Origin of the sequence: Rhodococcus sp. NPDC056743 (assembly GCF_042790355.1) — a bacterium.
In the GTDB taxonomy this organism is placed as follows: Bacteria; Actinomycetota; Actinomycetes; order Mycobacteriales; family Mycobacteriaceae; genus Rhodococcus_F.
In genome coordinates this window covers 125,534-151,249 of sequence record NZ_JBHTZI010000013.1, presented here as the reverse complement: position 1 = coordinate 151,249, position 25,716 = coordinate 125,534, and the positions used below count along the sequence as shown (strand labels likewise).

Annotated in this window: 25 protein-coding genes; 10 read left to right on the top strand and 15 right to left on the bottom strand. The window is 62.1% G+C overall.

What is annotated here, in order from left to right; translation table 11 throughout:
* Nucleotides 1–376: 376 nt before the first annotated feature.
* From ACFRFQ_RS27755 to ACFRFQ_RS27735, 5 genes are all read right to left on the bottom strand, one after another.
* Nucleotides 377–1,129: an oxidoreductase gene (locus tag ACFRFQ_RS27755; RefSeq protein WP_378664832.1), complete on the bottom strand. Its 753-nt coding sequence runs from the start codon at nucleotides 1,127–1,129 to the stop codon at nucleotides 377–379.
* A 56-nt stretch (nucleotides 1,130–1,185) separates the two neighbouring features.
* Entirely contained in the window at nucleotides 1,186–2,910 is a 1,725-nt protein-coding gene (locus ACFRFQ_RS27750; RefSeq protein WP_378664831.1) for a dipeptide ABC transporter ATP-binding protein, read from the bottom strand.
* 5 nt (nucleotides 2,911–2,915) lie between these two features.
* Nucleotides 2,916–3,872: an ABC transporter permease gene (locus ACFRFQ_RS27745; protein WP_378664830.1), complete on the bottom strand. Its 957-nt coding sequence runs from the start codon at nucleotides 3,870–3,872 to the stop codon at nucleotides 2,916–2,918.
* A complete protein-coding gene (locus ACFRFQ_RS27740; RefSeq protein ID WP_138871597.1) occupies nucleotides 3,865–4,791 on the bottom strand; it encodes an ABC transporter permease in 927 nt (308 codons plus the stop codon). Before ACFRFQ_RS27740 ends, ACFRFQ_RS27745 begins: the two co-directional genes overlap by 8 nt.
* Before the next feature lie 125 nt (nucleotides 4,792–4,916).
* Nucleotides 4,917–6,533 carry an ABC transporter substrate-binding protein gene (locus ACFRFQ_RS27735; RefSeq protein WP_378664829.1) on the bottom strand — a complete coding sequence of 539 codons (1,617 nt, stop codon included), beginning with the start codon at nucleotides 6,531–6,533 and terminating at the stop codon, nucleotides 4,917–4,919.
* 364 nt (nucleotides 6,534–6,897) lie between these two features.
* On the opposite strand from ACFRFQ_RS27735, the gene acs reads away from it, so the two are divergent.
* Nucleotides 6,898–8,829: an acetate--CoA ligase gene (gene acs, locus ACFRFQ_RS27730; RefSeq protein WP_378664828.1), complete on the top strand. Its 1,932-nt coding sequence runs from the start codon at nucleotides 6,898–6,900 to the stop codon at nucleotides 8,827–8,829.
* Nucleotides 8,830–8,880: 51 nt separating this feature from the next.
* Here acs and ACFRFQ_RS27725 read toward each other — a convergent pair whose 3' ends face one another.
* Nucleotides 8,881–10,266 carry an MFS transporter gene (locus ACFRFQ_RS27725; RefSeq protein WP_378664827.1) on the bottom strand — a complete coding sequence of 462 codons (1,386 nt, stop codon included), beginning with the start codon at nucleotides 10,264–10,266 and terminating at the stop codon, nucleotides 8,881–8,883.
* Nucleotides 10,267–10,478: 212 nt separating this feature from the next.
* Between ACFRFQ_RS27725 and nhaA the strand changes: the two genes are divergently transcribed.
* From nhaA to ACFRFQ_RS27710, 3 genes are read left to right on the top strand one after another with little or no spacing between them, the layout of a single operon-like run.
* Nucleotides 10,479–11,726, top strand: coding sequence for a Na+/H+ antiporter NhaA (gene nhaA / locus ACFRFQ_RS27720; RefSeq protein ID WP_378664826.1), 1,248 nt, complete (start codon nucleotides 10,479–10,481; stop codon nucleotides 11,724–11,726).
* Nucleotides 11,723–12,232 carry a phage holin family protein gene (locus tag ACFRFQ_RS27715; protein WP_138871591.1) on the top strand — a complete coding sequence of 170 codons (510 nt, stop codon included), beginning with the start codon at nucleotides 11,723–11,725 and terminating at the stop codon, nucleotides 12,230–12,232. The genes nhaA and ACFRFQ_RS27715 overlap by 4 nt, the downstream gene beginning before the upstream one ends.
* 10 nt (nucleotides 12,233–12,242) lie before the next feature.
* Complete coding sequence (locus ACFRFQ_RS27710) at nucleotides 12,243–13,175, top strand: alpha/beta fold hydrolase (RefSeq protein WP_378664825.1); 933 nt, start codon at nucleotides 12,243–12,245, stop codon at nucleotides 13,173–13,175.
* 4 nt (nucleotides 13,176–13,179) lie between these two features.
* Here the strand turns inward: ACFRFQ_RS27710 and marP are convergent, their stop codons facing one another.
* From marP to nth, 4 genes are read right to left on the bottom strand one after another with little or no spacing between them, the layout of a single operon-like run.
* Nucleotides 13,180–14,370 carry an acid resistance serine protease MarP gene (gene marP, locus ACFRFQ_RS27705; protein ID WP_378664824.1) on the bottom strand — a complete coding sequence of 397 codons (1,191 nt, stop codon included), beginning with the start codon at nucleotides 14,368–14,370 and terminating at the stop codon, nucleotides 13,180–13,182.
* Nucleotides 14,367–15,086: a CoA pyrophosphatase gene (locus ACFRFQ_RS27700; RefSeq protein WP_138871588.1), complete on the bottom strand. Its 720-nt coding sequence runs from the start codon at nucleotides 15,084–15,086 to the stop codon at nucleotides 14,367–14,369. The genes marP and ACFRFQ_RS27700 overlap by 4 nt, the downstream gene beginning before the upstream one ends.
* Complete coding sequence (locus ACFRFQ_RS27695; protein WP_378664823.1) at nucleotides 15,083–15,736, bottom strand: TlpA family protein disulfide reductase; 654 nt, start codon at nucleotides 15,734–15,736, stop codon at nucleotides 15,083–15,085. The genes ACFRFQ_RS27700 and ACFRFQ_RS27695 overlap by 4 nt, the downstream gene beginning before the upstream one ends.
* A gap of 5 nt (nucleotides 15,737–15,741) precedes the next feature.
* Nucleotides 15,742–16,518: an endonuclease III gene (nth, locus tag ACFRFQ_RS27690; protein WP_378664822.1), complete on the bottom strand. Its 777-nt coding sequence runs from the start codon at nucleotides 16,516–16,518 to the stop codon at nucleotides 15,742–15,744.
* Between the two features lie 80 nt (nucleotides 16,519–16,598).
* Here nth and ACFRFQ_RS27685 point away from each other — a divergent pair, with 80 nt between their 5' ends.
* The 6 genes from ACFRFQ_RS27685 to ACFRFQ_RS27660 all read left to right on the top strand — a co-directional run bounded on the left by ACFRFQ_RS27685 (nucleotide 16,599) and on the right by ACFRFQ_RS27660 (nucleotide 21,361).
* Nucleotides 16,599–16,862, top strand: coding sequence for a hypothetical protein (locus ACFRFQ_RS27685; RefSeq protein ID WP_378664821.1), 264 nt, complete (start codon nucleotides 16,599–16,601; stop codon nucleotides 16,860–16,862).
* Nucleotides 16,863–17,142: 280 nt separating this feature from the next.
* A complete protein-coding gene (locus ACFRFQ_RS27680; protein ID WP_003943506.1) occupies nucleotides 17,143–17,817 on the top strand; it encodes a Crp/Fnr family transcriptional regulator in 675 nt (224 codons plus the stop codon).
* 128 nt (nucleotides 17,818–17,945) lie between these two features.
* Nucleotides 17,946–18,416, top strand: coding sequence for a DUF1348 family protein (locus ACFRFQ_RS27675; protein WP_378664820.1), 471 nt, complete (start codon nucleotides 17,946–17,948; stop codon nucleotides 18,414–18,416).
* A 15-nt stretch (nucleotides 18,417–18,431) separates the two neighbouring features.
* Nucleotides 18,432–18,992: a TetR/AcrR family transcriptional regulator gene (locus ACFRFQ_RS27670; protein WP_378664819.1), complete on the top strand. Its 561-nt coding sequence runs from the start codon at nucleotides 18,432–18,434 to the stop codon at nucleotides 18,990–18,992.
* 117 nt (nucleotides 18,993–19,109) lie between these two features.
* Nucleotides 19,110–20,384 (top strand): carboxylesterase family protein, encoded by a 1,275-nt coding sequence (locus ACFRFQ_RS27665; protein ID WP_378664818.1) that lies wholly within the window; start codon nucleotides 19,110–19,112, stop codon nucleotides 20,382–20,384.
* Between the two features lie 50 nt (nucleotides 20,385–20,434).
* Nucleotides 20,435–21,361 (top strand): LysR substrate-binding domain-containing protein, encoded by a 927-nt coding sequence (locus ACFRFQ_RS27660; RefSeq protein ID WP_378664817.1) that lies wholly within the window; start codon nucleotides 20,435–20,437, stop codon nucleotides 21,359–21,361.
* 54 nt (nucleotides 21,362–21,415) lie between these two features.
* On the opposite strand, the gene ACFRFQ_RS27655 is transcribed toward ACFRFQ_RS27660, so the two are convergent.
* The 5 genes from ACFRFQ_RS27655 to ACFRFQ_RS27635 all read right to left on the bottom strand — a co-directional run bounded on the left by ACFRFQ_RS27655 (nucleotide 21,416) and on the right by ACFRFQ_RS27635 (nucleotide 25,674).
* A complete protein-coding gene (locus tag ACFRFQ_RS27655; RefSeq protein WP_378664816.1) occupies nucleotides 21,416–22,762 on the bottom strand; it encodes an MFS transporter in 1,347 nt (448 codons plus the stop codon).
* Nucleotides 22,763–22,934: 172 nt separating this feature from the next.
* Nucleotides 22,935–23,930, bottom strand: a complete 996-nt coding sequence (locus ACFRFQ_RS27650) for an amidohydrolase family protein (RefSeq protein WP_378664815.1) — start codon at nucleotides 23,928–23,930, stop codon at nucleotides 22,935–22,937.
* A 3-nt stretch (nucleotides 23,931–23,933) separates the two neighbouring features.
* Nucleotides 23,934–24,455 (bottom strand): 3-hydroxyanthranilate 3,4-dioxygenase, encoded by a 522-nt coding sequence (locus ACFRFQ_RS27645; protein WP_378664814.1) that lies wholly within the window; start codon nucleotides 24,453–24,455, stop codon nucleotides 23,934–23,936.
* Complete coding sequence (locus ACFRFQ_RS27640) at nucleotides 24,452–24,904, bottom strand: RidA family protein (protein ID WP_378664813.1); 453 nt, start codon at nucleotides 24,902–24,904, stop codon at nucleotides 24,452–24,454. The genes ACFRFQ_RS27645 and ACFRFQ_RS27640 overlap by 4 nt, the downstream gene beginning before the upstream one ends.
* Nucleotides 24,901–25,674 carry a 2-keto-4-pentenoate hydratase gene (locus ACFRFQ_RS27635; protein ID WP_378664812.1) on the bottom strand — a complete coding sequence of 258 codons (774 nt, stop codon included), beginning with the start codon at nucleotides 25,672–25,674 and terminating at the stop codon, nucleotides 24,901–24,903. Before ACFRFQ_RS27635 ends, ACFRFQ_RS27640 begins: the two co-directional genes overlap by 4 nt.
* Nucleotides 25,675–25,716: the final 42 nt, after the last annotated feature.

Below are 25,716 nucleotides of genomic sequence, written 5' to 3'. Positions count from 1 at the left end.
CCACAAACAAAAATTGATACTTGCTGTGAGCCGCAACACAGGGTACAAAGGAGTTACGGAAGAACGGAAGGCCAGGAACGGCTCGGAAGAGAAGGACCGTTTCCCCAACCCGGATTCCCAGCACGGGCACTAGGGCACCCACGCGGAGCACAAGCCACTATAAGGGCAGAAGTGTTGTGGGCCTGCGAGATTCGTTCAATTTGAGCGAGGACTCCGCACAAGTTGCGGGGACGACCTCAAAATGGCGATCCCTCGCCGAGGCCATCCACACAACCCACCGAGCACGCTTGGTAACGAGTAGTCCGTGCTAACGGGCGGCGAAGTCGATAATCGGCAGCGCCGCCCGTTTTGTGTGTGGATCTAGCGCTGTGTGGATCTAGCTCGGACTGGCAGCGTCGGCAATCGACGTTGCTTCACGAGCACCAGCTTCGAGCGCGCCGCAACACAGGATCACCCAACTGCCGACACCTTCCGGACGACCGGAAGCAAATCCGGCAGCTCCATCGGAGTACGCCTGCGGCCTACGCAACCAACTGACCTCGGGGACGCCGAGGTTATGCGGATCGAGTCCGGACGAGACTGCGACAAGTCGGGACGCGGCACGCGCAACAATGCCGTCGGCGGTACCGAACGGGCTCAGTGCCAACAATTCACCGTGCACGACTGCCGCAAGAACGGGTGCCGGCGCCGAGGTTCCGCCCGTCACCAGTTGGGCGAGAGCGTCGAGACGCTCACCGACGCCCGGATCGATGCGAGGTCGCCCCAATTCGTCGGGATCCTCGACCAGATCTGCTGCCGCCAGTAGGTGCAACCGGGCCAAAGCCTGCAGCGGCGCCCGCTTCCACGTGGACTCCATCAGCGGCAGACCGTCACCGTCCAGCGCCTGAGCAACGCGCAGCGCTCCGGCGAGAATCGGATCACCGGCCATCCCCTCCGCCGGCAACTCCGTCGACCCCCCCGCCAAAGACGCTGACGCCCGAGCAGCACGAACCGCAGCTTCAGCAGCGGTCGTGGGCCATCCGCGTCGGTTGGTTTTGTGCCGATGTACCTCACCCAGAGCGTCGCGCGCATGATCGGCGGCGGCGCGAACACCGGGAAGATCGACGAGGGGCTGCAAGGGGTCCGTCACGATCAAAGACGGTACCCTTGCAGCCCCTCTGCGGACTTGCCTACCTACCTGTTGCGTCAGCTTCCCAGCTTGATGGACCCACCGGGAATCGCGTCGAGCAACTTGCGGGTGTAGTCCTGTTGCGGATTGCCGAACACGTCGTCGATCGGTGCCGATTCGACGATCGAGCCACGCGACATCACCAACACGTTGTCCGCGATCTGACGAACCACGGCCAGGTCGTGCGTGATGAAGAGGTACGTCAACCCGAACTCTGCCTGCAGGTCGTTGAGCAGGGTCAAGATCTGATCCTGAACGAGCACGTCGAGAGCGGAGACCGCCTCGTCGCAGATCACGACCTCCGGCTGCAGTGCCAATGCTCGCGCGATCGCGACGCGCTGACGCTGGCCACCGGAGAGCTCGTTCGGGAACCGTCGCATGACCGACTGCGGCAGACCGACCTTGTCGAGAAGTTCACGAACGCGAGCCTCACGCTCCGCCTTGGTCCCGACCTTGTGGGTACGCAGCGGCTCCTCGATCGTGCGGTAGATCGAGTACATCGGGTCGAGTGTGCCGTAGGGGTTCTGGAAGATCGGCTGCACTCGGCGGCGGAACGCAAAAGTTTCCTTCGCGCCGAGTTTCGCCACGTCCTGACCGTCGAAGACGACGTTGCCTGCCGTGGGCTCGAGCAAGCCGAGGACCATCTGCGCGACAGTCGACTTACCGGAACCCGATTCGCCGACGATCGCCGTTGTGGTTCCGCGGCGGACCTTGAAGGACACGTCGTTCACGGCTGTGAAGTCGGTGGTCTTGCGGAAACCCTTGCGCAGCTTGAACACCTTGGTCAGATGATCGACTACGAGAACGTCGTCGGTCGCCTTGCCGAAGGACTCAGCCGCACTTTCGTCGGCCTTGACGGCTTCGGCAACCTCTTCCGCCTGTACGCGAATCTCGGCGCGCACCACCGAGGAACTGAGCCGCTTCGACGCCAATGACGGCGCAGCCGCGACCAGCTTCTGCGTGTACGGATGTTGCGGGCGCTTCAGAATCTCCAGTGCCGGACCGGATTCGACGATGCGACCCTTGCTCATCACGATCAGATGCTCGGCTCGCTCGGCGGCCAAGCCCAGATCGTGAGTGATGAGCAGAACTGCGGTGCCGAGTTCCGTAGTCAGACCGTCGAGGTGGTCGAGGATCTGACGCTGGACCGTGACGTCGAGTGCCGACGTCGGCTCGTCCGCAATCAGGAGCTTCGGACGAGCGGACAACCCGATCGCAATGAGCGCACGCTGACGCATACCGCCCGAGAACTCGTGCGGGTACTGCCCCAACCGGCTCTCGGCTTCGGCGAGGCCGGCCTCCTCGAGCAATTCGACGGCGCGAACCTTGGCGGCTTTGCCCTTGGCGATCCCGTTGGCGGCCAGAGCTTCCTCGATCTGGAAGCCCACTTTCCACACGGGATTCAGATTCGACATCGGGTCCTGCGGAACCAAACCGATCTGGCTACCCCGGATGTGGACGAAGTCCTTCTCCGAAAGCTTAGAGATGTCCTTGCCGTCGAAGATGATCTCGCCTGCCGTCACCTTGCCGGTGCCGGGAAGCAGATTGATGATCGAGTGCGCGGTGGTGGACTTACCCGAGCCCGATTCGCCGACGATGGCGACAGTCTGGCCCGGGTACACCGTCAGGCTGACGCCTCGAACTGCCGGAACGGGACCGGAATTGGACTGGAACGACACCTCGAGATCACGAATCTCGAGCAACGGAGCTTCCTCCGAGGTGAGAGTTTCCTTGGTGGTCATCGTGCTCACCGCTTCCGAGACTTGGGATCGAGGGCGTCGCGCAGTGCGTCACCCATCATGATGAATCCGAGGACGGTGATCGCCAAAGCCGTTGCCGGGTAGAACAGAATGGTCGATCCCTGACGCAGCGTCACCTGAGCGTTGCTGATGTCGCCGCCCCACGAAACCTCGGTCGACGGAAGTCCGATACCGAGGAATGACAGCGTCGCCTCGGCAACGATGTACGTGCCGAGCGAGATGGTGGCCACCACGATGATGGGCGCCAACGAGTTCGGGATGACGTGGCGGATCAGTGTCTTGAGCTTCGAGACACCCAACGCTTCCGAAGCCATGACGTAGTCGTTGTTCTTCGCCGAGATCACCGCGCCTCGAGCAATTCGTGCCATCTGCGGCCAACCGAAGAGTGCCAGGACGCCGACGACGGTCCAGATGGTGCGATCGGTGAACAGCTGCATCAGGACGATGGCGGCGAGGATCAGCGGGATGCCGAAGAAGATGTCGGCAACGCGGGAGAGAATCGAATCGGTCCAGCCGCCGTAGAACCCGGACAGTGCACCGAAGATCACTCCGATCACCAGCACCGACGCAGTGACGCCGACGCCCACGAGCACGGACGCGCGAGCACCGTAGATGGTGCGCGAGTAGACGTCACAGCCCTGCCGGTCGAAACCGAACCAGTGGCCGGAGGTCGGTCCCTGCATGCTGTAGGTGAGGTCGCAGAACCGCGGATCGGTGCTTGTGAACAAGCCCGGAAACGCTGCGATGACGATGACCGCGAGGATGATGATCGTCGAGATGATGAACAGGGGACGCTTGCGCAGGTCGCGCCACGCGTCGGTCCACATACTCGTCGGCGCCTGATCGAGTTTGACGGCGTCCGTCTCCCCCGGTGCCGCAACTTCGGGCGGTGCCACGAAATGACTTTGCCGGACGGCGCGTCCGGTATTCACGGTCTCAGACATAGCGGATCCTCGGATCGAGCGCGGCGTACAAGAGGTCGACAAGCAGATTTGCGATCAGGTAAACCACGATGAGAATGGTGACGAACGAAACCACCGTCGGCGCTTCACCTCTGGTCACCGCCTGGTAGATCGTGCCGCCGACGCCGTTGATGTTGAAGATGCCCTCGGTGACGATGGCGCCGCCCATCAGCGTCGCGAGGTCGGCACCGAGGAATGTGACCACGGGGATCAGCGAGTTGCGCAACACATGGACTCGAACCACTCGTCCGCGGGATAGTCCCTTGGCGGTGGCGGTGCGTACATAGTCGGCACTCAGGTTCTCCGCCACGGACGTTCGGGTCAGTCGCAGGACGTACGCGAACGAGACCGAACCAAGAACCAACGCGGGCAGCAACAGATTCTTGAAGCTGGTGTTGCCACCGACCGTCGGCGGGACGATGCCCCATTTGACGCCGATGAAGAACTGAGCCAGGAAGCCGATCACGAAGATCGGGATGGCGATGAGAACGAGGCTGAAGAGCAGGACAGTGCTGTCGAAGAATCCGCCCTTACGCAGGCCGGCGATGAGGCCGAAGCCGACACCGAAGACCGTCTCGACGATCAGAGCCATGAAGGCAAGTTTCATCGTGATCGGAAATGCCTGTGCCAGAACTTCACTGACGGGCCGTCCGGAGAACGACGTGCCGAAGTCCAGCGTGAAAATGCCCTTCAGGTACAGCAGGTACTGCTGATAGAAGGGGAGATCGAGGTGGTAGCGCTCCCGAAGCTGCTGCGCAACAGCCGGACTGAGCGCCTTGTCGCCCGCCAGCGCGGCAATCGGATCACCGGGAAGCAGGAAGACCATGGCGTAGATCAAAAGAGTGGCCCCGAGAAAAACCGGGATCATTTGAAGCACTCGGCGACCGATGTACCAAAGCATCGGATCACCTCCTTGTCGATGATCGTGTACGTCAGCGGACAGTCCGGCGTGAACACGAGTTCGGGGCGGCAGGCAGGGCGCCTGCCGCCCCGAATTCACATTTCAGATGCGGATCGTTCTACGCGTCAGTTCTTTTCGATGTCTTCGTAGACCGGAATGCCATTCCAGCTGATGGTCACGTTGGAAACGTTCTCCGACCATCCACTGGCTGCGTTGCGGTACCACGTCGGAACTGCAGGCAGATCCTCGAGCAGGACTTCCTGAGCTTGATCGAGGAGTCCCTGAGCCTTCGCCTGATCAGTCTGGCCGGCCGATTCGCGCAGGAGGCGGTCGAACTCGGGGTTGGAGTAATCACCGTCGTTGGAGCTGCCACCGGTCTGGTAGTTCTGTGCCAGGAAGCCGTACTGCTGCGGGTAGTCACCCTGCCAGCCGGAGCGGAATGCGCTCTGAATGGTGCGGTTGGTGGCTTCGGTGCGGATCTGAGCAAAAGTGGCGTACTGCTTGCCCTTCGCGTCGATGCCGAGGGTGTTGCGGATGCTGTTCGCCGTGGCGTCGACCCATTCCTGGTGTCCACCGTCGGAGTTGTAAGCGATCTCGAAGCTGCCGGACCACGGCGCGATGGCATCGGCCTTAGCCCACGCAGCCTTGGCTGCCTCGGGATCGAACTTCACGTTGCCGTTACCGGTCAGCGAGTCGTTCCAACCCTCGATTGCAGGGCTGGTGAAGTCGAGCGCAGGCGTCCTGGTCTTGTTGTAGATCTGCTGCGTGATCTGATCGCGGTTGATCGCCATCGAGATCGCCTGACGACGAAGCTTGCCCTCTTCGCCACTGAAGTGCGGCAGACGAGCCGGGATCGTGAACGTCTCGATGGTCGCCGACGGCTGGTTGACCGTGCGTCCGGGCAGGTCCGTCTCGAAGGTCGTGACGGCACTCGGCGGCACCTGGTCGAGAACGTCGACGTTGTTGGCCAGGAGATCGGTGTACGCCGTGTCGAGGTTGTTATACATGATGAAGTCGACGCCGGCATTCTTCGGCTTGCGGTTGCCGTTGTAGTCGGGGTTCACGACCGTGTCGATGCGGACGTTGTGCTGCCACGCGCCGGTTCCGTCGAGCTTGTACGGACCGTTGCCGATCGGGTTCTCGCCGAACGCGGTCATGTCCGTGAACGCGACCTCGGGCAGCGGGTAGTACGCCGTGAAGCCGAGGCGATCGGGGAACGCCGACTCGGGTTGCTTGAGTTCGATGGTGAAGGTGGAATCGTCCACGACCTTCAGACCCGACATCGTCTGTGCCGTCGGAACCTCGGCGGCAACTTCGTCGTAGCCCTTGATCGGATCGAAGAACGAAGCCTGAAGCTGAGCGTTGGTGGAGAGGGCGCCGAAGTTCCACGCGTCGACGAACGACTTCGCGGTGACAGGGGTGCCGTCCGTGAAGGTCCAACCGTCCTTGAGCTTGACGGTGAAGTTCTGACCGTCGGTGCTCTCGATGGACTCGGCAACCTCGTTCTCCGTGCCGCCGGCGGCGGTGTACGAAACGAGACCCGCGAACAGGGAGTCGAGAACCCGGCCGCCCTGGTTCTCACTCGTGTTCGTGGGGATCAACGGGTTCTGGGGCTCGCCCGCCCAGGCGTTGACGACGCCGCTGGACGATCCGCCCGACGAATCGCCGGACGAACATGCCGTGATCAGCACTGCCGTCATTCCGAGCGCGACCGCGCCGGTCGCTATGCGTGAGATACGCAAAGGAATTCCTTCCACATCTAATAGACCCCGAGCATCCTCGTGGCCTGCCGACAGCCGTAACTGCCGGCGTCGTGTCGCCAACAACTGAAAGTGAACGTAACTTCGAGTTGTGGTCGAATAATGGTTTGACAATAGACACATCGAACGCGATGCGCGCACCGCCCCCATTGTTGGAAATTTGGGGGTAATTGAATTCGGACACACTCGTTCGTCGGCAGAAGCGACCACCCGTCGCAGCGATTCGACCGATCGTCGCAGGACAACGGGTTGCAACGTGATGCAACGATGCGTTTGCGCGAGCTTGTGACTACCCTCACACGGAGTCAGAAAAGTGTCGATCAAAGTGGAAAGAAGGCCGTCAGCCATGACAAGCGCAGCCGAAACAGACGTCCCCCAGGCATATCCGCCGAGCGCAGAGTTCGCTGCGGCCGCCAACGCTGGACCGGAGTTGCAGGCTGCCGCAGATACCGACCGCCTTGCTTTCTGGGCGAATCAGGCTGAGCGCCTTCACTGGCACCAGAAATGGACCGACGTCCTCGACTGGACCGACGCCCCCGTCGCCAAGTGGTTCGTCGGCGGAAAACTCAACGTCGCCTACAACTGCGTCGACCGCCACGTCCTCGCCGGCAACGGCGACCGCGTCGCAATCCACTTCGAAGGCGAACCCGGCGACAGTCGCGACCTCACCTACAACGACCTCCTCGCCGAAGTCAGCCGCGCCGCAAACACTTTCACCGACCTCGGACTCGTCGCCGGTGACCGCGTAGCCATCTACATGCCGATGATCCCCGAAGCGATCGTCACCATGCTCGCCTGCGCCCGCCTCGGCCTGACCCACTCGGTCGTCTTCGCCGGATTCTCCGCCACCGCCCTACGCTCACGCATCGACGACGCACAAGCCAAACTCGTTGTCACCGTGGACGGTCAGTGGCGCCGCGGCGCCGCAGCACCCATCAAAACCGCGGTCGACGAATCCGTCGCCGGCGCCGACTCGGTGCAGAACGTGTTGGTGGTCAACAGAACCGGCATCGACGTCGACTGGACCGACGGCCGCGACCTGTGGTGGCACGAGACCGTCGCACAGGCCTCACCCGAGCACGAAGCGCAGGCTTTCGACGCCGAACACCCCCTCTTCATCCTCTACACCTCCGGCACCACCGGAAAGCCCAAGGGCATCATCCACACCTCCGGCGGCTACCTCACCCAGGCGTCGTACACCCACCACAACGTCTTCGATCACAAAGCCGGACAAGACGTCTACTGGTGCACCGCCGACATCGGCTGGGTCACCGGACACTCCTACATCGTCTACGGCCCCCTCTCCAACGGCGTCACCCAGGTCGTCTACGAAGGCACCCCCAACTCCCCCGACGAGCACCGCCACTTCAACATCATCGAGAAGTACGGCGTCTCCATCTACTACACCGCACCCACCCTCGTGCGCACCTTCATGAAGTGGGGCCGCGAAATCCCCGACGCCCACGACCTGTCCTCGATCCGCCTCCTCGGCTCCGTCGGCGAGCCGATCAACCCCGAAGCGTGGCGCTGGTTCCGCGACGTCATCGGCGGCAACAAGGCACCCATCGTCGACACCTGGTGGCAGACCGAAACCGGCGCGATCATGATCTCCCCGCTCCCCGGCATCACCGCCACCAAACCCGGATCCGCCATGGCACCGCTACCCGGCATCTCCGCGAAGATCGTCGACGACGACGCCAAGCCCCTCGGCCCCGGCGGCAACGGCTACCTCGTCCTCGACGAGCCGTGGCCGGCAATGCTCCGCGGCATCTGGGGCGACATGGAGCGCTACCGCGACACCTACTGGTCCCGGTACGCCGAAGAAGGCTGGTACTTCGCCGGTGACGGCGCCAAGTACGACGAGGACGGCGCCCTGTGGGTCCTCGGCCGCGTCGACGACGTCATGAACGTCTCCGGACACCGCATCTCCACCTCCGAAGTGGAATCGGCACTCGTCAACCACCACGGCGTCGCAGAAGCCGCCGTCGTCGGAGCCGCCGACGAAACCACCGGACAGGGCATCGTCGCGTTCGTCATCCTGCGCGAAGGCGTCGAAAACACCGGCGACGTCCTGATCGCCGAACTCAAAGCCCAGGTCTCCACCGACATCAGCCCCATCGCGAAACCCCGTCAGATCACCATCGTTCCGGAACTGCCGAAAACCCGATCCGGCAAGATCATGCGACGCCTCCTGCGCGACGTCGCCGAAGGCCGCGACCTCGGAGACACCTCAACCCTGGTCGACCCCAAGGTATTCGACGCAATACGCGGTAAGTAAACCCTTGTGCGCCTTTGTTAACCGCCCGCGGTTAACAAAGGCGCACAGCAGTTAGGCCCCTACATCGTCCAGCGATTCGTCCTTCGTCTCCCGCATGACGAGCAGTGCGACAAACGTCAGAGCCGACGCGACGAGTAGGTAGATCCCGACCCAGCCGACGCCGTAGTGGTCGACCAGGTAGACCGCGATGAACGGCGCTACTGCCGCACCGAGGATGCTTGCGGTGTTGTAGGCGATACCGGAACCCGTGTATCGGACATTGGTCGGAAACAGTTCCGGGAGAACAGCACTCATCGGGCCGAAAGTCAGACCCATGAGGATCATACCCACGACGAGGAAGGCCAGCATGCGGCCGTCGCTCATTCCGTCGGCGTGCAGGAAGAGTCCGAACGTGAGGCCGAACAGCATCATGGTTCCGGTGATGACGAGCAACGTGATCCGCCGACCGTAGCGGTCGGCCAGCCACCCGGAGACCGGGACGGCAGCAGCGAAGAACACAACCGCGATGAGCTGCAGGACAAGGAAATCCGTGTACTTGAAGCCCGCTCCCGTACCACCTTCTGCAGCGGTTTTGCCAATTCCGTAGCTCAGGACCCACGTGGTCATGAGGTAGAACAGCGTGTAGGTGGCGAGCATGACGAACGTGCCGATGATCAGCTGACGCCAGCTTGTCTTGAATACTTCGGCGAGAGGCGTCTTGACCTTCTCGCCGCGCTCGACTGCGCGGGCGAACACCGGTGTTTCCTCGAGACGCAGACGCACGTACAGCCCGATCATCACCATGATTGCGCTGAGCAGGAACGGAATTCGCCAGCCCCACGAGAGGAATGCTCCGTCGAGGTCCGGGTTCGCGCTGTCATGATCCATCATCAACGAGATGGTCAGGAATAGTCCGTTGGCAAGGAAGAAACCGATGGGTGCGCCCAGCTGTGGCCACATGGCCGCCCAGGCGCGTTTGCCTTCCTTCGCAGTTTCGGTGGCGAGCAGTGCCGCTCCGGACCATTCACCGCCGAGGCCGAGTCCCTGACAGAAGCGCATCAGGGCAAGTAGCGCTGGGGCGAGCAAACCGACTTGCGAATAGGTCGGCAACAGGCCGATGAGGAAGGTTGCGACGCCCATCGTCAGGAGCGAGCCGACGAGGGTCGCCTTGCGGCCCACCCGGTCGCCGAAGTGACCGAACAGAATCGAGCCGAGCGGACGCGCCACGAAGGCAAGACCGAACGTCGCCAGCGACGCGAGCAGCGCGGTGGTGTCGTTGCCTTTGGGGAAGAACAGAAGCGGGAAGACCGACACCGCCGCTGTTGCGTAAATGTAGAAATCGTAGAACTCGATCGACGTACCGATCATGCTCGCGACAACGATCCGACGGCGAGGTACGCCGCCGACAGTTTCACCGCCGGCCGGCGTCGGCGGGTTCTTACTCAGTGACGTGCTCACGCGTGGTGCTCCTGCAGCTATACGAACATTGCCCAATTGGTGGGATGAATCTCAGTCAGTAGGAATTGAACACCCTGCGCGTTTTCCCGCGCAAATTCGGGTTTTGGACCGAATCCGCGATAAAATTCCGTAAAGGTGAGCCGGGAAGTCTGGTCGGCACGTGATTCGTCGCGTCCACATGTCTGCCAACCGAACAAAGGCGTTGCACCCGCGTGATCTCCACACTGCGTTCCGAACTGTCCCGATACCTCCGCACCGAAACCGTCGGCGGCTCGATCCTGCTGATCGCCGCTGCCATTGCTCTGATCTGGGTGAATTCACCGATCGGTGACAGTTACATCGCGCTGCGCGACTTCCAGATCGGGCCGGCGTCACTGCATCTGAACCTGAGTCTCGGCACCTGGGCGCAAGACGGTTTGCTTGCCATTTTCTTCTTCGTGGCGGGGCTCGAACTCAAACGCGAGCTGGTTGTCGGCGAGCTCTCCGACCGCAAAGCTGCAGCGCTTCCGATCATCGCGGCATGTGGCGGAGTTCTCGTTCCCGCGCTCATCGCGGCATCGATCGGCTTCGGCACCCCGGGGATGGACAAGGGCTGGGCGATCCCCGTCGCCACCGATATCGCGTTTGCCCTCGGCGTCCTCGCCCTGACCGGTTCCCGGATTCCAGCCAGCGCCCGCGTGTTCCTGCTCAGCCTTGCGGTAGTCGACGACCTGCTGGCCATCATCTTGATCGCGGTGCTCTTCACCGCGTCGATTGCGATGTTGTGGCTACTCACCGCGGCGGCGGCGCTGGCCGTGTACGCCTACGCCCAACACAAACGCATCACGACGCCGTTCCTCTATGTACCACTTGCCCTGCTCACTTGGTATTCGATGCACGAGGCCGGTATCCACGCCACTCTCGCCGGCGTCGCACTCGGCCTACTCACTCGCGTTGTCCGCGACAAAGATGAGGAATACGCCCCCGGTAGCCGCCTCGAACACCGCATCCAGCCGTACTCCGCCGGCTTCTGCGTTCCGGTGTTCGCACTGTTCGCGTCCGGCGTTCCCATCAACGCCGAGGTTCTCGGCGACATCTTCACCGATCCCGTCGGGCAATCCGTTTTTGTCGGCCTCCTCGTCGGCAAAACTGTGGGAATCTTCGGAATTTCCCTGCTCGCGATCAAATTGGGCATAGCCACGAAACCCAAGACACTCGAACACAGAGACATGTTTGCCCTCTCAGTGCTCGGTGGCATCGGGTTCACCGTTAGCCTGCTTGTAGCAGACCTCGCATTGGACGGGGTCGGCGATGGCAGCGAGGCCGAAATAGCGAAGGCCGCAGTTCTCGTGACATCGTTGATAGCGTCGCTGATCGGATCAGCGCTGCTGTGGCGACGTGGACGGGTTCATGCGGCGCGAGCCGAGGCCGATGCCATAGCCACAGACGCGAGAGAACTACCTGGAGAGGTCGACAAGTGAGCGTGACCAACGGAGAGAGCCAACGCTTCACCGGAGATGGGGTGCCGAACACGGTGTCGTCCATTCCTCTCACCGACGTAGACGCCCGAACACCGGCTGAAGCCTCGATCGGCGCGCTGGTCAGGGATGCGACGGCTCAGGTTTCGACACTGGTGCGTGCCGAGGTCGAGCTTGCCAAGGCCGAAGTCACCGGTGAGGTCAAGAAGGGCCTGCAGGGCAGCGTCTTCTTCATTCTGGCCTTCACTGTTCTGCTGTTCAGTTCTTTCTTCTTCTTCTTTTTCCTGGCGGAACTGCTCAGCGTCTGGCTCGAGCGTTGGGCTGCTTTCCTGATCGTGTTCCTGATCATGGTGCTGACCACCGCGGTACTTGCGCTTCTCGGTTATCTGCGGGTTCGCAAGTTGCGGGCTCCCGAGAAGACGATCGAATCGCTCAAGGCAGCAAAGAGCGTCATTCCGGGCAGCCACGACGACACAAAGCCGTCGGTCGACTTCAACGCGCGCAGGTAACGAAGCAGCTGTGTCAGCCCCAGATCCATCCACCGTCAGATTCGACGGCCCCTGGATTCACCGGGACATTCACGCCAACGGCATCCGGTTTCACGTCGTCGAGGTCGGCGATGCTGATCCGGATGCCCCGTTGGTCGTTCTCCTGCACGGTTTTGCCGACTTCTGGTGGTCGTGGCGTCACCAGCTGACGGCTCTGTCCAGCCAGGGTTTCCGAGTAGTTGCCATCGATCTGCGTGGCTACGGTGACTCCGACAAACCACCCCGCGGATACGACGGTTGGACGTTGGCCGGCGATGTGGCCGGGCTGATCCGGGCAATGGGATACGGCAAGGCCACGCTGATCGGTCATGCCGACGGCGGCCTGGTGTGCTGGGCGACAGCGATCCTGCATCCGCGTTTGGTGCGATCAATCGCTCTGGTGTCGTCTCCGCATCCGCACGCGCTCAAACAATCAGTCCTCCGCGACCGCTATCAGCGCAAGGCGCTCTTCCCGTCGTTCCTCGCGAATCAGCTTCCGTTCCGCCCGGAACGGCGGCTGACCGCAGACGACGGCGCCGAGGTCGAGCGTCTGGTGCGTTCACGCTCGGGTCCTGGGTGGCCCGAGCAGACCGAGTTCGACGACGTTGTTTCGAAATTGCGCTCCGCGATTCGCATCCCGGGGGTCGCGCACTCGACGTTGGAGTACCAGCGGTGGGCGTTCCGAAGTCAGCTCCGCACCGAGGGACGCCGGTTCATGCGTCTGATGGATCAGACTCTGCGCATTCCGATCCTGCAGATACACGGCGAACTCGACCCGTACATTCTCACTCGGACAATCCGTCGCGGTCGGCGTTGGGCGCCTGGCGAACAGTTGCACCGCGTCCCCGGAGTCGGTCATTACGCCCACTGGGAAGCCCCACAACGCGTCAACGACGCGCTCCGGGACTTCCTGTCAGCCGACTAGCTACTCAGAGGATGCAGACGCCGGTGGAGACGGGCGTCGACGCGCTTTCCGCCATGGCGAGTTGGCGCGAGACCTCATTGGCAGTGAGTACGAACCCGGTATCGCTGTCGTCGATGGCAGCGCCGAACACGACGCCGAGCACCTCTCCTTGATCGTTGACCATGGGCCCACCGGAGTTGCCCTGTCGAATCGATCCACGAACGGTGTACACCTCACGTTGTGTGGTGCCGGCCTTGTAGATGTCCGGGCCGTTGAGGTTCAGTGTTTCGCGAACACGAGCCGCGCTGGCTGTGTACGGACCCCCACCCGGATATCCGAGCACCAGTGCGTTGTCTCCGGTTTGAGCGGGCTGCGCTGCGAACGGCAGAACCGGCGCCTCGAGTCCGGGCACCGCGAGGATCGCGATGTCGACGGAGGAGTCGAAGAGCACAACCTGAGCGGGTAGTGCGCCCTGCATCGTGTCGACCGTGATGCTCTCGGTACCCGCCACGACGTGCGCGTTGGTCATGACACGCTCAGGCGCGACGATGAACCCGGAACCTTCGAGTGCACGCTGGCAACTCGGCGCGACGCCGTTGATGCGCAGGACACTCGGGCGCAACTGAGCGGCCAGCGGGCTCGCCAGAACACTCGCGTCCGGCGCTTCCACTTCGGTGATGGGTGTGCGACCGAACGGACCGATGACATCGGGTAATCCCGATGTGTCGAGCAGCGCCGAGAATTCCGTCGGAATCTGCCTCAACCATTGCGGAGCAAGGTCGTCGACACCGGCCAGCACGTTCGAGCCTCGGACTGCCGCTGCGACGTTGGGCTGAGACGACGACGTCAGCGGAATTGCCAGCAGCCACGCGGCAACCACCACGGCAACTGCTTGAAGCCCAGCGCCGATCACGCTGTCCACCGATCTCGCAGCCGGGGAATGCATACCGCTACGCGCGGCCCGGCCCAGAACCATGCCGGCCACTTCGCCGATGATCACCAACACGACGATCAGCGAAATACCGGCGAGGATGCGCAACTTGCCCTCGGTCACATGCACCAGGACATGCGGCGCCAGGAGAATTCCGGCAACAGCACCCAGAATCACACCGACAAAGGCCAACGCCGACGCCACCGCGCCCTGACGCCATCCTGAAGTCGCGGCGATGAGCGCCACCACCACGATCGCAAGATCGACCCACCGCGAACCTGTCATCGGGGAACCGCCGAATCTTCGATGTCTTCGCCCAGTTCTGCGAGCGCTGTGTCCAGATCACGCACGTCGTGATGATCCCAGGGGATTTCCCAACCGGACACCTCGAAGAGCCCCGCCAGTATTCCGGCAGTGAAACCCCACACGAGCATGCCGTCGGCCGTGAACGCCGGACCTTGGTACCCGGCCTGGTGACGTACCTGGAAGCGGTTGTCCGGGTCGAGCAGAGTGCGCAGCGGAACCCGTGCGACACGGCCGACCTCACCGGAATCCTGGATTCCCACAGTCACCGGATTTTCCCAATAGGCGATCACCGGAGTCACGTCGAATCCGGACGGAGGAATGAATATCTCGGGCAGTGTCGCCAGCGGGAGCACTCCACTCGGGTCGAGACCTGTTTCTTCCTGTGCCTCGCGCAGCGCTGTGCCGATCGGACCGTCGTCGCCCTCGTCGGCGGCACCGCCGGGAAAGGCGACCTGCCCACTGTGCTGACGCATCGTCGACGCCCGCTGTGTCAGTAGTACGTCGGCGTCGTCCGGCATCCCACCGAGGCACAGAGGATCGGCTTCCCGAGATCCTCCGAAGAGGACCAGTACCGCAGCGGGACGGGTTGCCGTCCCGCGTGGCGGGCGACGGTCGAGCACGGGGTTGAGCCGATGTGGATCAGTGGGTTGGGTGCTGGATACGGCACGTAACCATTCGGGAACCGATGAGCTCATACGACAACTCCCAAATACTGCGCCGTGGCGGCAGCTATCTCATCCGCACTGCGGAACGGTTGAGGCAACACTTTCGCGACGGTTCCGTCGGGACGAATGAGCACCGAGACCGGCAGCACGGGTGGCGCGCCGACGGCTATCTGCACCTTGCTCGAGCCGTCCTGAACGCCGGGTAGGCGAACGGAATAGTCGATCAGTCGGGTCAAGGCATTTTCCTGGTTCGGGTCGGAATGCACGGTCAGCACAGTCATACTGTCCCCCGCGCGATCCGCAAATTCCTGCAAATGCGGCAGTTCTTCGGCGCAGGGCGCGCACCAGTAGGCCCAGAGATTCAGCAACGCGGGCTTACCTCCCAGCGCGGCAGCAAGGTCGACAGAGCTTCCGTCGGCAACGCAGTCGAGAGTGACCCCGGCGAGCACGGCGCCGGCCGGAGCCTCGGCAGTAGGCGTCGGGCATGCTGCCAGTCCGGCTTGCGCGCGAAGCTGATCGAGCGATTCTGACGACGGCGTGAACGTCGGCGGTTGGTAAGCGGACGTCGAGGAACCCCCAGTCGAAACCGGAGTGTCCTCTCCCCCGCGCGGCCAGATCGCAACAGCGAGCGCAACAACAACCGCAAGCACGACAAGGGACCACCGAGCAGCATTGGACATGTGGGTCACAACCCGGCCAGAGCGAGCAGATGCTCCGTCTCCGGGCCCTTCACCAGCGCAGCAGCCTCCGCTTTGTCGGTGGGGCCAAGGCCGTACGACGGACAGTCCTTGGCCAGCACGCACACCCCGCATGCCGGCTTACGCGCATGGCAGACGCGCCGTCCGTGGAAAATCACACGATGTGACAGCAGGGTCCATTCCTTACGTTCGATCAATGCCCCGACAGCATGTTCGACTTTGACGGCATCTTCTTCGTCCGTCCACTTCCACCGACGAACCAGACGCCCGAAGTGGGTGTCGACGGTGATTCCCGGGACGTCGAACGCATTTCCCAGAACCACATTGGCTGTCTTGCGACCGACTCCCGGCAGCGTCACGAGGTCGGCAAGTTTGTTCGGCACCTCGCCGTCATAACGCTCGAGCAGCGCCTGACCCAATCCGATCAACGAGTTGGCCTTGTTCCGGTAGAAGCCCGTTGACCGGATGTACTCCTCGAGTTCGGTCCGGTCGGCTTCTGCGTACGCCTTGGCGTCGGGATAACGGGCGAACAGAGCTGGGGTGACCATGTTGACGCGGACGTCAGTGCACTGCGCCGACAGGATGGTCGCAACCGTCAACTCGAGGGGCGTCGTGAAATCGAGTTCGCAGTACACGTGAGGGAAGGCGACGGCCAGTTTCCGGTTCATCCGACGCGCGCGACGGACGAGCGCCAGATGGGATTCCTCGCCGCGAGCGCCGCCAGACCGGCGGGTCGCTGAGCGCTCGGTCGGGGTGGTCTGCACTCAGACAACTGTACGGATACGTCCCGACATGACATTTGGTCGTGTCGATTCCGAGATGTTGGCCGTGTTTACTTTCCTCTATGCAAGGACTCGCCGTGATTCTCTTCCCAGTGCTGTTGATGCTTTTTGCGCTGGCCATGGAACGGGTCGAACGTAGATTGCGTCGACTCTCCGTTCGGGAGAACGAAGTGGCGGAGTTCCTCGATCAGGCCGGTCCCGACGACGTCGCGTCGCTCGCCACCGATGGGTTCCCGCATGCGTTTGCCCGCTTCCACCTGCGCCGGAAGGGGCGACCGGCCAGCGCTCCGCGGCAATCAGGCGGCGAAGAACTGCCCACCCGCTGAGGCGATCGACGAGTCATACAAGGTAGTCACTTTTATTCGCCATCAGGATAATTTCGACGCTTTCGTGGCATCAATCACTCGTCCCGAGCGCGTGGGACGTAGACTTCGATGCCGTACCTGTTGTATTCAACACGGATTGTGTCGGACGCAGCGTCCCGCTCGCCCGAGCGAACGCCTGCGTGTGGGCGGTTCGTGCGTACAAACCAAGCACAACCGGGTACAAAGTTAGATAGCGCAAAAAATGACACCACAAACGAACAAATCCCAACAAGGAGCGCACGTGGACGACGTCCTGGCAAGAGCCGGCATCTTCCAAGGAGTCGAGCCCTCAGCGGTAGCGGCGCTGACCAAGCAGCTGCAGCCCGTCGACTTCCCCCGTGGACATGTCATCTTCAACGAGGGTGAACCCGGTGACCGCCTGTACATCATCGTGTCCGGCAAGGTGAAGATCGGTCGACGCTCACCTGACGGTCGCGAGAACCTGCTGACGATCATGGGTCCGTCCGACATGTTCGGCGAACTGTCCATCTTCGACCCCGGTCCCCGCACCTCGACGGCGACCACCGTCACCGAGGTTCGTGCCGTGAGCATGGACCGCGACGCTCTCAAGGCTTGGATCCAGCAGCGCCCCGAAATCGCCGAGCAGCTGCTTCGCGTTCTCGCACGCCGCCTGCGTCGTACCAACAACACGCTCGCGGACCTGATCTTCACGGACGTCCCCGGCCGTGTCGCCAAGGCACTGCTGCAGCTTGCGCAGCGCTTCGGCACCCAGGAAGGTGGCGCACTGCGCGTCACCCACGACCTCACCCAGGAAGAGATCGCCCAGCTGGTCGGCGCTTCCCGTGAGACCGTCAACAAGGCTCTGGCTGACTTCGCTCATCGCGGATGGCTGCGCCTCGAAGGCAAGAGTGTTCTGATCTCGGATTCCGAGCGTCTGGCTCGTCGCGCTCGCTAGTTCTTCCGTTCCGGCTCTTTCGGCCGCTCCCACTTCGGTGGGGGCGGCCGAAATTGTTTCTGGACTTTGATTGTACCTATCAGTACAGTTTGTACCGATAGGTACACGTCAATTCGAGAGGCCACGTCATGACTGTGCGAGCACCCGTTCCGCCCTTCACCCACGAAACCGCCGGCCAGAAGGTTCGACTTGCCGAGAACGGATGGAACTCGCGCGATCCGCACAAGGTGTCGCTGGCCTACACCCCGGACAGTTGGTGGCGCAATCGGTCGGCGTTTGTCACCGGCCGATCCGAGATCGTCGAACTTCTGACCGAGAAGTGGAACCGTGAACTGGACTACCGCCTGATCAAAGAGCTGTGGGCTCACGGCGATAATCGCATCGCGGTTCGGTTTGCCTACGAGTGGCACGACCGGGACGGGCAGTGGTTCCGCTCCTACGGCAACGAGAACTGGGAATTCGACGCCGACGGCCTCATGCACCATCGTCACGCCAGCATCAACGACGTCCCCATCGCGGAGTCGGAGCGAAAGTTCTTCTGGGACTCGCCCGGACCACGTCCGCAGAATCATCCAGGCCTGAGCGAACTGGGTCTGTGATGAAAGGATGAGCACATGGCCAGACAGGTAGCTGAACGTTCCGACCCGATCCCCGCGCTCGCAAACGTGTTCCGAACGTACGGGTTCGACGGAGCGAGCCTGGCCGTCATCACCGAACATACCGGGTTGGGCAAAGGCAGTCTCTACAACTTCTTTCCGCGGGGAAAGGAAGAGATGGCCGAGGCGGTGCTCGACGAGGTCGCCCGCTGGTTTCGGACCGAGGTCTTCGAACCGCTTCGAGCAGAGTCGGTTCCACCGACGCAGCGCATCGCGAGCATGTTCGCTACCGTGGCCGACTACTTTCGGTCAGGACAACGCATTTGCCTGTTCGGCGCATTTGCACTCGGCGAAGAGCGAAACCGCTTCGGTGCCAGGGTGCGAACCTACTTCGATGAATGGATCGACGCACTGACAACCGCACTCGCCGGCACCGATGATTCCACCGGACTTGCCGAAGAAGCCGTGGCCGGGATCCAAGGCGCGATCGTGATGTCGCGAGCACTGGATGACGACGCCGCGTACACCCGGGTGACGATGCGACTCGAAGATCGACTGGTACAAGCTCTCTCGCCGTAACGCATACCGCACGACCACAAAGGCATTTGTGCCGTGGCTTTCACCTGGCATGCTCGACAGTGCACTCTCGAACCGACAGCCCATGGAGAAGGGAACCCATTGCCAGCGCCTGAGCCCGTGATCGTATCCACAACCTCCGGAAGGGTCCGCGGCCGAAAGCGTGACGGGTCGTACTACTTCGGCGCCATCCCCTATGCCGGCGCCTCGCGATTCGAAAAGCCGCAACCCGTCGAGCCGTTTTCCGACATCTTCGATGCAACGGCTCTCGGAACGGTGTTCCCCCAACCACCTTCGCGTCTCGAACGAATCATGGGTCCGCCGCTCCCCGATCCGGAGCAGAGCGAAGACAGCTTCACCGTCACCGTCACAACCCCCTCGTTGACCGGAATCCGACCGGTCATGGTGTGGCTGCACGGCGGTGGGTACTCCAGTGGCGGCGGCTCCCTGCCCTGGTACGACGGCGACGCATTGTCATCCGAAGGCGACGTCGTCGTGGTTTCGGTCAACTATCGCGTCGGTGTGCTCGGATACCTCTTTCTCGACGGCGTCAGCGAAGGTAACCTCGGGGTCCACGATCAGATTGCGGCGCTCGAGTGGGTGCGCGAGAACATCGAGGAATTTGGTGGCAACCCCAATTCGATCACTGTGTTCGGCCAGTCTGCCGGCGCTCATTCGATAGTGAACCTATTGAGCAGTAACAACTCTCACCCCCTGTTTCATCGAGCAATTCTGCAGAGCACCCCGCGGGTGGATCTCAACTTCACGCAGGCTGCAGCGATCGAGAACGGCGAGACGTTTGCCCGACTGCTCGACGAAGATCCTCGAACCGCGCCACTCTCCCGCGTTCTCGACGCATTCCGCAGCACGGCACTCGAGTTCAGCCGACGGTCCCCCAATGTCGTTCAACCGCCATTTGCACCGATCGCCGAGTTGGCGCCGGTGACCCAGACTTTCGAGGCAGCGCCGGACGTCATCGTGGGATACACCCGCGACGAGGGGTCCGCTTTCCTGCGCGACGTAGCGGGAGCAACCGATCCCGAACGTGTCGCCGAAAAAGCGCTGACACAGAACATGTTTGCCGAACCTGCGATGGAGCTGGCCGACGCCTTCACCGCGACTGGTGCGTCGGTGTACACGTATCGCTTCGACTGGACACCGACCGACGACGTCTTCGGAGCAACTCACTGCGCCGAACTACCCTTCGTACTGGGAACCGAGCAGTCATGGCAAGCCTCGCCGATGCTGGGCAGCAGCAACTGGCCGAGCATCGACGCATTGGGCCGTCGTATGCGCCGGCACTGGGCGTCGTTTGCGCACACGGGAAGTCCGGACAGCAGCGAAACGTGGGAGAAGTACACTTCGGCTCAGCCGATCGGAATCACCTTCTCCTGAGTAACTTCGGGCGCCTACCCACCAGGAGAAATCCCGTCTAGGATTGCTCCATGGACATGCCCAAGCTCCTCGACGGGCGACTCAAACTCCGCCATCTCCTGCTCGTCGACGCATTGAGCCGTCAGGGCAGTGTGGTCGGTGCCGCTGCCGCACTTCACATCACACAGCCTGTCGCAACGCGCAGTCTGCACGATATCGAGTCCATTCTCGGTGTCTCGCTCTTCGACCGTGGCCCACGCGGCATCACCCCGACCATTTTCGGTGAGGCCTTCACCACTCATGCTCGGGCCGTGATCGCGCAGCTGACCGAAGCTGGCCGGCACGTCGTCGAGCTAGCCGACGCCAATCGCGGAACAGTCATCGTGGGAACACATCTCGCCGGTTCCAACGTTCTACTGCCCGGCGCAATCGCGCGACTGAAGGTCCAGCACCCGCTACTGACCGTGATCGTCCGAGAGGGCACTCCGGAGCAGTTACTCACCGATCTGGAGGCCGGCCGTATCGACCTCATCGTCGGCCGACTCACAGCACCGACAGACGACCGAGCCGTCAGACGCAATCTCTATGCCGAATCCGTTGAACTTGTTACCCGAGTGGATCATCCACTGACCAGTCGTGATGACGTGCACCTCGACGAACTCCGCGAGTTCCCCTGGATCCTGCCCGGCGTCGAGACGGTGCTCCGACGCGAACTCGGAGAGTTCTTCGCCAGGAACGGTCTCCCCTTGCCCGAAAACCGGGTAGAGGCAACGTCATTCCTCACCGTGCGACAACTGTTGTTGGAAACCGACATGATCGCAGTCCTTCCGAGTCTGATTCATCGCGATGACACCCGCTTGACCACGCTCCCGATCACCCTGGACCCCATCGGCCACAGCGTAGGTCTCACATCGTCGGCGACAAGGACGTCCAGTCCGTCGGCGCAGGCGCTGATCGCGGCGTTGCGCAGTTTCGCGGAAGAACTCATGAACCAGTGAACGCTCGAAAGCCCGCTCCCGACGAGGGAACGGGCTTTCGAATATCCTTACACGTCAGGCGTTTTCTGCCACTCGAACTTCTTCGTGCTGCAATCCACGTGACGAGTCGGGCACCACCTTGAACAGTGCTATCGCGCCGACCAGACTGATCGAGCAGATCGCCGCGAGGTACCACGTCACGCCTACAGAGGATCCCGTGGCGTCCAGCAGAGCTGTCGCAATCATCGGAGCCAGACCGCCGCCCAGAATTGCACCACTCTGCAGAATCAACGACGAACCCGAGTATCGAACCTTGGCCGGGAACGTATCCGCAATGATGCTTCCCTGGACGCAATGCGTCACCGGAATGATCAGGCCCATTCCCAGGAACGCCACGACCGCAACAACCTTGTTCTCGGTATTCAGCAGCGGGAAGAACACGATGCACCACAACAGGATTGCTGCCGATCCGCCGATGAACATGTGCCGTCGACCGTACTTGTCGGCCACCTTGGTCCAGATCGGAATGGAGACGAACCACAGGACTGCTGCCGCGGTGACACTGAGCACCAGGAACTGTTTGTTGTAGCCCAGGTGCTGAGTTCCGTACGAGAGAGTGAACACCATGAAGGCGTAGGCCACGGCGGAGTTCGCCAAGCACGCGGCGAGTGTCAGTGACAACCGCGGGAACCCGACCTTGAGCGACTCACGCAGCGGGAATCGGACGATCTCGCCCTTCTCCATGATCCCGGCGAACGAGGGCGATTCGGTAACCCGCAACCTGATCACCAGACCGATCGCCACCAGAACGAAGCTGAGCAGGAACGGAATACGCCAACCCCACGATTCGAATGCCGAGTCCGACATCAATGCACTGGTGGTCAGGAAGATGCCGTTGGCCAGAACAAGTCCGGCGGGTGTGCCCATCTGGGGGAAACCCGCATACAGGTTCTTCTGCCCGGCCGGAGCGTGCTCCATCGACATCAGCGTGGCACCGGCACCCTCGCCGCCGAGACCGATGCCCTGGACGACTCTCATCGCTACCAGCAGTACCGGCGCCCAGAAACCGATGGAATCGTAATTCGGGATGAGCCCGATCAGCGTAGAACCGACTCCCATCATCACGAGAGACACCACAAGCGTCGCCTTGCGACCGATCCGGTCACCGAAGTGCCCGAACACCAAGCCGCCAACAGGCCTGGCGATGAAGCCGACCGCAAAGGTGCTGAAGGCTGCGAGAGTGCCGGCGGTCGGACTCAGACTCGGGAAGAACTGCTTGTTGAAGATCAGCGCTGCTGCTGTTCCGTAGAGAAAGAAGTCGTACCATTCGAGGGTGGTGCCGGCGAGGGTTGCCATGGCAACCCGGCTGCGGGCAGCTTTCTCCGGCAACGGCTTTCCGTCACTGGTTACGCTTGTGGTCATCGCGGATACCTATCGATTGGGTGTGTGGCAGGACGAACGGTGAATTCTGTTTTGCCGAGCGAGTTTCAAAGATTGTCTGAAATATGGGTTGCCTGAATTATGCTCACTTGAGACATGACTCACAAATGCCGAAATCACCGTTCGTCATACCGGAAATGGCATATCTGAAGGATCAGCCGATCCCCAGGAACCGTTCCGCATTTCCCCGTGAGATCAATTGGCGCGCAGTATCGTCCAGGAACTCACTCTTGCGCACCACCTCACCGACCGGTCGCTCACCGAGTGGATACGGGTAATCGCTTCCCACCATCACCCGGTCCACGCCCACCGTATCCACCAGTAGTCGCAATGCACGCTCGTCGAAGACGACGGAATCCACGTAGAACCTGCCCAGGTAGTGCGACGGCGGAAACTCCGATGTACCGATGATGTCGTTGCGGCCGTGCCAGGCGTTTTCCATCCGACCGAGCCAGAACGCGAAAGACCCACCGCCGTGGGCAAATCCGATCTTGAGTCGGTCGTCGATCTTGTCGAACACGCCGCCGAGGATCAGCGCGAGTATCGACAGATGCGTTTCTGCGGGCATGGCGGTGAGCCACTGCGCCATCCACCGATCCAGACGCGGCGAGGACGCCATGTCCCACGGGTGCACGAACACGGGAACATCCAGTGACGCGCAGTGCTGCAGGAACGTCACGACGCCATCGCTGTCGAGATCGAGGTCGCCGACGTGATTGCCGATTTCTACGCCCCGGTGCCCGTTGGCGACGCACCGTTCGAGTTCGCGGCACGCGGCATCGGTGTCTTGCAACGGAACCTGACAGAACGGGATGAGGCGATCTCGAGCGGGTTCGACGATCTCGAGTGCCAGGTCGTTGAAGATCCGAGAGATGCGACCGGCCTGCTCGCCGGTTCGGCCGTAGTTGAAGAATGCCGGTGTCGGCGAGACGACCTGTGTGTGGACGCCGTCGGCATCCATGTCTCGAAGGCGCACTTCGGCGTCCCAGGCATCGGACTGGATGCGGCGGAACTCCCTGGTGCCCATCATGATCATGGCTTCGGTTTCCGACTCCACCTTCAGCCACGGTGCGTCCGGGCCGGCGTCGCCGGTGAGATCGGGCCACCCGTTGGGGACGTAGTGGGTGTGAATGTCGATCATGTTGGTCATCGTTCAGCCCTTACCGGGATGGAGCGTGCCGCACTGGTCGCACGTGCGAGCGTCTTCACTCTCGTAGAACGTGACGAAGACCGGTGGAAGGTCGGCCACGATGTCGCGGACTTGGAGTTCGACTTCGTAGATCTTGTGGTTGCACTCGAGGCAGTACCACTGGAAGTGTTCCAATGTTCCTTCCTGCCGCACCCTTTCGATGACCAGGCCGATCGATCCTGCGCTGGGACGCTGCGGTGAATGCGGCAGATTCCCCGGCAGCAGCCAGCTTTCACCCTCCCGGATGTCGACCCGCACCGGTCCGTCGTCGGTCATGACGTTGACGTGGATGTCACCTTCCACCTGGTAGAACCATTCCTCGTACGGGTCGAGGTGGTAGTCGGTCCGTTGGTTGGGTCCGCCGACGACCTGAACGATGAAGTCGTCTCCGAGTGCCATCGTCTGGTTGTTGACGGGCGGCTGCAGCAGGTGGCGGTTGTCGTCGATCCATTTCTTGAAGTCGATGACGGGAGGAATCGTGGTCATGATGCATTCTCCGTAGCTTCGGACGCTGAGCGCTTGGCGGCGGGCACGTACGCCACGCCGGAAATTTCGATGAGCAGGTGCGGGTGGGGCAGTTGGTGAACAGCCACAGTCGTTCTCGTCGGACCGTTTTCGTCGAACAGTTCGGCATACACCTCGTTGTATCCACCGAAGTCGTTCATCGACACCAGGTACGAGGTGACCTGAACCAGATCACTCAGCTGCCCACCCACTTCGGTGAGTATCGCCGCGATGTTCTCGATGACGGCGCGCGTCTGCGCCCGAATATCGAGCGCCGTGGTGCCCATCTCGTCGACCTCGACGCCGACAAACGTGTTGTCGGGCCGACGTGAGCTGGTGCCGGAGACATAGACGAAGTCGCCGACCACCTTGACGTGCGGGAACTTTCCGCGCGGCTTGGCCAGCTTCTCGATGACCTGCGCCCCACTCATCGCTTCACACCTTTCACCGAGACGGTGCCCAGTCCGTCGATGCTGCACTGCGCGACTCCCTCGTCGAGTCGCACGGCCGCAGTCGCCGCACCGGCCAAGATCACGTACCCGGCGCGCAACGGAATTCGGCGTCGACGCGCAATATCCACCAAGGCATGCAACGCACGCACGGGATCTCCGAGTATCGCTGCCGTCGAGCCGGTTACCGATTCGCTGCCCACCTCCATCCGGACCACCAAGTTCGCGGCATTGCGCAGCGGCTGCCACGGGCCGATCACATATCCGGCGGCACTGGTGTTGTCGGCGACGACGTCGGTGTAGGTGAAGCGGAAGTCGCGGTAGCGGGAGTCGATGATCTCCATCGCCGGAGCCACCGCGTCGACGCAGGACTCGATGTCCACGCTCGGGTCGTCGAGATCGACGTCCTTCGACAGTCGGTACGCGACTTCGGGTTCGATCTTGGGGTGGATGAACACCGACAGGTCCAGGTCACCACCGTCGTCCACCGCCATGGCATCGGTCAACTGCCCCACGATCACTTCGGAGACACCCATCTGTGCCATCTTCGCTTGGCTGGTGAAGCCGAGCTTGACACCGACAACGGATTCCCCACGGGCAGTGCGTCGTTCGATGATCATGTTCTGAATCCGGTACGCGTCGTCGATGTCGATAGTGTGGTCATCGGCGAGGCTCGGGGTGTCGGTGCGACTCTGCGCGGCGTCGTCGAGGCGACGCGCGAGCGCGGATACGGTGTCTTCTGGGGCTGTCATCACGCCTCGCTCATTTCTGGGGACTGAACTACTGCTGCTTCG

What these genes read in the sequence shown, in the direction of transcription:
- ACFRFQ_RS27750 (WP_378664831.1), bottom strand. Translation starts at nt 2,910, where the DNA reads ATGACCACCAAGGAAACTCTCACCTCGGAGGAAGCTCCGTTGCTCGAG.
- ACFRFQ_RS27745 (WP_378664830.1), bottom strand. Translation starts at nt 3,872, where the DNA reads ATGTCTGAGACCGTGAATACCGGACGCGCCGTCCGGCAAAGTCATTTC.
- ACFRFQ_RS27740 (WP_138871597.1), bottom strand. Translation starts at nt 4,791, where the DNA reads ATGCTTTGGTACATCGGTCGCCGAGTGCTTCAAATGATCCCGGTTTTT.
- acs (WP_378664828.1), top strand. Translation starts at nt 6,898, where the DNA reads ATGACAAGCGCAGCCGAAACAGACGTCCCCCAGGCATATCCGCCGAGC.
- marP (WP_378664824.1), bottom strand. Translation starts at nt 14,370, where the DNA reads ATGACAGGTTCGCGGTGGGTCGATCTTGCGATCGTGGTGGTGGCGCTC.
- ACFRFQ_RS27700 (WP_138871588.1), bottom strand. Translation starts at nt 15,086, where the DNA reads ATGAGCTCATCGGTTCCCGAATGGTTACGTGCCGTATCCAGCACCCAA.
- ACFRFQ_RS27695 (WP_378664823.1), bottom strand. Translation starts at nt 15,736, where the DNA reads ATGTCCAATGCTGCTCGGTGGTCCCTTGTCGTGCTTGCGGTTGTTGTT.
- ACFRFQ_RS27685 (WP_378664821.1), top strand. Translation starts at nt 16,599, where the DNA reads ATGCAAGGACTCGCCGTGATTCTCTTCCCAGTGCTGTTGATGCTTTTT.
- ACFRFQ_RS27675 (WP_378664820.1), top strand. Translation starts at nt 17,946, where the DNA reads ATGACTGTGCGAGCACCCGTTCCGCCCTTCACCCACGAAACCGCCGGC.
- ACFRFQ_RS27670 (WP_378664819.1), top strand. Translation starts at nt 18,432, where the DNA reads ATGGCCAGACAGGTAGCTGAACGTTCCGACCCGATCCCCGCGCTCGCA.
- ACFRFQ_RS27660 (WP_378664817.1), top strand. Translation starts at nt 20,435, where the DNA reads ATGGACATGCCCAAGCTCCTCGACGGGCGACTCAAACTCCGCCATCTC.
- ACFRFQ_RS27655 (WP_378664816.1), bottom strand. Translation starts at nt 22,762, where the DNA reads ATGACCACAAGCGTAACCAGTGACGGAAAGCCGTTGCCGGAGAAAGCT.
- ACFRFQ_RS27650 (WP_378664815.1), bottom strand. Translation starts at nt 23,930, where the DNA reads ATGACCAACATGATCGACATTCACACCCACTACGTCCCCAACGGGTGG.
- ACFRFQ_RS27645 (WP_378664814.1), bottom strand. Translation starts at nt 24,455, where the DNA reads ATGACCACGATTCCTCCCGTCATCGACTTCAAGAAATGGATCGACGAC.
- ACFRFQ_RS27640 (WP_378664813.1), bottom strand. Translation starts at nt 24,904, where the DNA reads ATGAGTGGGGCGCAGGTCATCGAGAAGCTGGCCAAGCCGCGCGGAAAG.
- ACFRFQ_RS27635 (WP_378664812.1), bottom strand. Translation starts at nt 25,674, where the DNA reads ATGACAGCCCCAGAAGACACCGTATCCGCGCTCGCGCGTCGCCTCGAC.